Source organism: Nostoc sp. CMAA1605 (genome assembly GCF_021596505.1).
GTDB lineage: Bacteria > Cyanobacteriota > Cyanobacteriia > Cyanobacteriales > Nostocaceae > Trichormus.
Genome location: NZ_PJIZ01000165.1, coordinates 1 through 3,635, shown reverse-complemented (window position 1 = coordinate 3,635; position 3,635 = coordinate 1). Strand labels below are relative to the sequence as shown.

Genomic DNA, 3,635 nt, shown 5'->3' with positions numbered 1-3,635 from the left:
GGCATCAATTTGGGCTAAGTTCGGCTCTAAATAAGCCATAGCTTGCGCTTTCATCACTTTGGCGCGTTGAGCCATAGATAGTGTATCATTCACCAATCTTTCCCGATATTGTTCCAACTCAGAAATAATTTCGGTGAGTTCTTCAGGGGTTGCCTGTTCGATGGGCATGGATTCTTGAGTATCAGCCATATATTTATGTGTTTCCTAAAGATGATTAAAAGAAGGTCTATATTTTAAATTTCTATATTTGATCTTCTCAGATTGCGTCACCAATGAGCAAAGCGATCGCACAGACTTTGCAAATTACTAAGTTCGTTTGGGATGGGTGTAGGGGTGTAGGGGTGTAGGGGTGTAGGGGTATAGGGGTATAGGGGTGTAGGGGTGTAGGGGGAAGAACTATACCCCGCCAACCTAACTCTTGGGTTAAAAGCCCTGCCTCTGGGGACAACCGTATTGGGTTCTTTTTCAATCCCTGCCCAATACCTTAAACCCTTAAACCCTTACACCCCTACACCCTTAAACCCTTAAACCCTTAAACCCTTAAACCCCTACACCCTTAAACCCTTAAACCCTTAAACCCTTAAACCCCTAATGAACATCAATCGATGTCGCCAAAATACTCTCGGATGCCAGAAATTTTCTCCCCTGTGATGTCGAAGGAAATGAGATTGCGGCTTTGATAGGGTTGCTCTCCTATAGTCCCTTGACTGGCAAATTCTAGGGTAACGGTAGTTTCATTGCTGGTGATGTGATCAGGGGGATGGAAGATGAGGCGATCGCCTGTTACTGTCCGCGCTTGGAGTCTGGCAATTAGCTGCTGTTTATCTTCGTATGTAAAGCCTGTGTCTCGCTGCTTGCCTACCGGCAGCCAGAAAACTACATCATCTGCCAGCATATCAATGAAGGGCTGAAAATCCCCTGTTGCCCATCCTGTGGCTAAATTTTCAAAAGCTTGTTGGGCGATTTGAATGTTTGTCACCTCTGTTCCCCTACCTACTCACGGCGATCGCATATTATAGCGGTTTGGAAATGGTACGTAGCTCAATATTTACTACTATGTTTTTAATCAAGGCATATTTTTTATTACAGTTTGTAAATATTTTAGAAAAAAATGTAATCACGACTGCTTTTTTTCTATTTTTTTAGTGTTTGCAAATACATTCTCTGAATAAAAAAATATGTTTCTTCTCTTAATTATAAAAATCAAAGATTATTTCTCAGCACATTATTAGACAGTAAATTTATATCGATTTAGCACATTGACTAAATAAAATATTCATTGAATGCCTTGCTGTACAAGCATTTTGGTCTTTGTATTTTTATTGCTAACAAATATATTTAGATTATTAAAAATTTTATTATTCTGAAAATATAGATAATGTTTTTGTTTTTCGCTACTATTAAAATTTTTCTAAACATTTCTTAATAAAAATCCTATACGAAACAGTATATAAAAATATTTTGTAAGGGTTAAACACAAAACAAAGCCAATAGAAACTCAAAATACTAGAGAATTTATTGCTCTTGTTAATGACAGAAAGACTGCCAATTTTGGAAAAATTGCCTAGTCTTTTTCGTCAAATTAATGTGGTTGAGAAATTGAAATATTACTTACTTAGACATAATGATTTGTTTGATAAAAAGTAAAAGCTCAGGTTTTCAATTTCTGACTGCAACCCTCAATCAATAAATTCCGCATTAATCAAAATTTAGGAGATTAAAACTATGGTGCAGGATGCTTTTTCCAGAGTTGTTTCCCAAGCTGACACCAGAGGAGACTATTTAAGCGATGGCCAGTTAGATGCTCTCATCGCTTTGGTAAAAGACGGTAACAAGCGCGTTGATGTTGTTAACCGGATTTCTAGCAACGCCTCTGCAATTGTTGCTAACGCAGCTCGTTCATTGTTTGCTGAACAACCCCAACTGATTGCACCTGGTGGAAATGCTTACACCAGCCGCCGCGCAGCTGCTTGTGTGCGTGATTTGGAAATCATCCTTCGTTATGTCACCTACGCAATTTTTGCTGGGGATGTTAGCGTTCTCGATGACCGCGCCCTCAATGGATTACGGGAAACATATTTGGCTTTGGGAACTCCTGGGGCTTCCGTTGCTGTTGGTATTCAGAAGTTAAAAGAAGCTTCTATTGCTATTGTTAGCGACCCCAACGGGATTACTCGTGGTGATTGCAGCAATCTGATTGCTGAAGTTGCATCCTATTTTGATCGCGCTGCTGCCGCAGTAGCTTAAAACCGCACACACTAGACCTCTTGCATCCGAGTCTCATCAGACTCAAACAGCGACTTTTGCAAGAAGTCTATTCCCACAAATTTTTTAAAAGAAATTAGGAGAAATCTTGCCATGACAAAAACACCCTTAACTGAAGCAATTGTTGCTGCTGATTCCCAAGGCCGTTTTTTAGGTAGCACCGAAATTCAAGTTGCTTTCGGTCGTTTCCGTCAAGCATCTGTTAGCTTAGAAGCAGCTAAAACACTTTCTAAAAAAGCATCTAGCTTGGCTGAAGGTGCTGCTAATGCTGTTTACCAAAAGTTTCCCTACACCACCAATACCCCAGGCTCTAACTATGCTTCTTCCCAAACTGGGAAAGACAAGTGCGTTCGTGATATCGGCTATTATTTGCGGATTATCACTTACGGATTAGTAGTAGGTGGTACAGGCCCCATCGATGATTATTTGATTGCTGGTTTAGCTGAAATCAACCGTACCTTTGAACTATCTCCTAGTTGGTACATTGAAGCTCTCAAATATATCAAAGCTAATCATGGTTTAACTGGCGATCCTGCTGTGGAAGCTAATTCTTACATTGATTATGTTATCAATGCTTTAAGCTAAGACCTTCCCGCGTCAATACAGCAGTGAGTGCTGAGTTAATTGACCACATAAGCTTTGCAGTTTTGTGTAACTAGGATGAGAAGTGAATTTGGTAATTATGCGATTGAGATGAAAAAGATTACCAGAGCATTTTGATCCGTCTGTAATTTGGTTACACCAAAACTGAGTGTTAAGTTTGCAAAAGCGTCGAGCATTTGCGTGGTAAGTTGGAAAAGTTTTTAATACTGACTGCATATTGTGTTGGTGGTCAATTTTAATTGCCTACAATCTTTGTACAGAGAGCATTTATAACGTTTCAATTTATTACGCAAGGCTTTTTCCTAATCATTAGAAAACTTTTTAAATTGTTATCTATTCATCGATAAAATAAGTTTCAACAAAAATTTTTGGATATTTTTGACACACCTTATCCATAGTTTAAAAACGGGCTTCTTAACTACTAGCACCTTTGACAAGGAGAATATTGCAATGGCTATTACGACAGCAGCATCTAAACTCGGCACTTCTGCATTTAGTAACGCTGCGGCGATTGAATTACGTTCTAATGCGACTCAAGCAGAAATTAAACAAATAATAGCAGCTATTTATCGTCAAGTTTTAGGTAATGATTATTTACTACAATCTGAACGCTTGACCAGTTTAGAATCACTGCTGATTAATAGAAATATTACAGTTCAAGACTTTGTAAGACAGCTAGCAAAGTCTGATTTGTACAAGTCAAAGTTTTTTTCTAATAACTTTCATAGCCGATTTACGGAACTCAATTATAAACATTTGCTTGGTCG

Annotated in this window: 5 protein-coding genes and 1 pseudogene; 3 read left to right on the top strand and 3 right to left on the bottom strand. The window is 38.6% G+C overall.

Annotated features, from left to right (window positions below):
- The 3 genes and pseudogenes from CV014_RS29180 to CV014_RS29170 all read right to left on the bottom strand — a co-directional run.
- Positions 1-189, bottom strand: a pseudogene (locus CV014_RS29180) (hypothetical protein); the annotation flags it as partial.
- 67 nt (positions 190-256) lie between these two features.
- Positions 257-469 carry a hypothetical protein gene (locus CV014_RS29175; RefSeq protein WP_236145200.1) on the bottom strand — a complete coding sequence of 71 codons (213 nt, stop codon included), beginning with the start codon at positions 467-469 and terminating at the stop codon, positions 257-259.
- A 129-nt stretch (positions 470-598) separates the two neighbouring features.
- Positions 599-979: a nuclear transport factor 2 family protein gene (locus CV014_RS29170; protein WP_236145199.1), complete on the bottom strand. Its 381-nt coding sequence runs from the start codon at positions 977-979 to the stop codon at positions 599-601.
- 746 nt (positions 980-1,725) lie between these two features.
- On the opposite strand from CV014_RS29170, the gene CV014_RS29165 reads away from it, so the two are divergent.
- The 3 genes from CV014_RS29165 to CV014_RS29155 form a co-directional block, all read left to right on the top strand.
- Positions 1,726-2,247 carry a phycocyanin subunit beta gene (locus CV014_RS29165; protein ID WP_268964964.1) on the top strand — a complete coding sequence of 174 codons (522 nt, stop codon included), beginning with the start codon at positions 1,726-1,728 and terminating at the stop codon, positions 2,245-2,247.
- A gap of 111 nt (positions 2,248-2,358) precedes the next feature.
- Entirely contained in the window at positions 2,359-2,850 is a 492-nt protein-coding gene (cpcA, locus tag CV014_RS29160; protein WP_103138950.1) for a phycocyanin subunit alpha, read from the top strand.
- Between the two features lie 468 nt (positions 2,851-3,318).
- Positions 3,319-3,635: phycobilisome rod-core linker polypeptide (locus tag CV014_RS29155; protein ID WP_236145198.1), on the top strand; the 317-nt coding region annotated here is incomplete at its 3' end.

Excerpts from the sequence above, each read along its gene's own strand:
- CV014_RS29165 (WP_268964964.1), top strand. The coding sequence starts at position 1,726 with ATGGTGCAGGATGCTTTTTCCAGAGTTGTTTCCCAAGCTGACACCAGA.
- cpcA (WP_103138950.1), top strand. The coding sequence starts at position 2,359 with ATGACAAAAACACCCTTAACTGAAGCAATTGTTGCTGCTGATTCCCAA.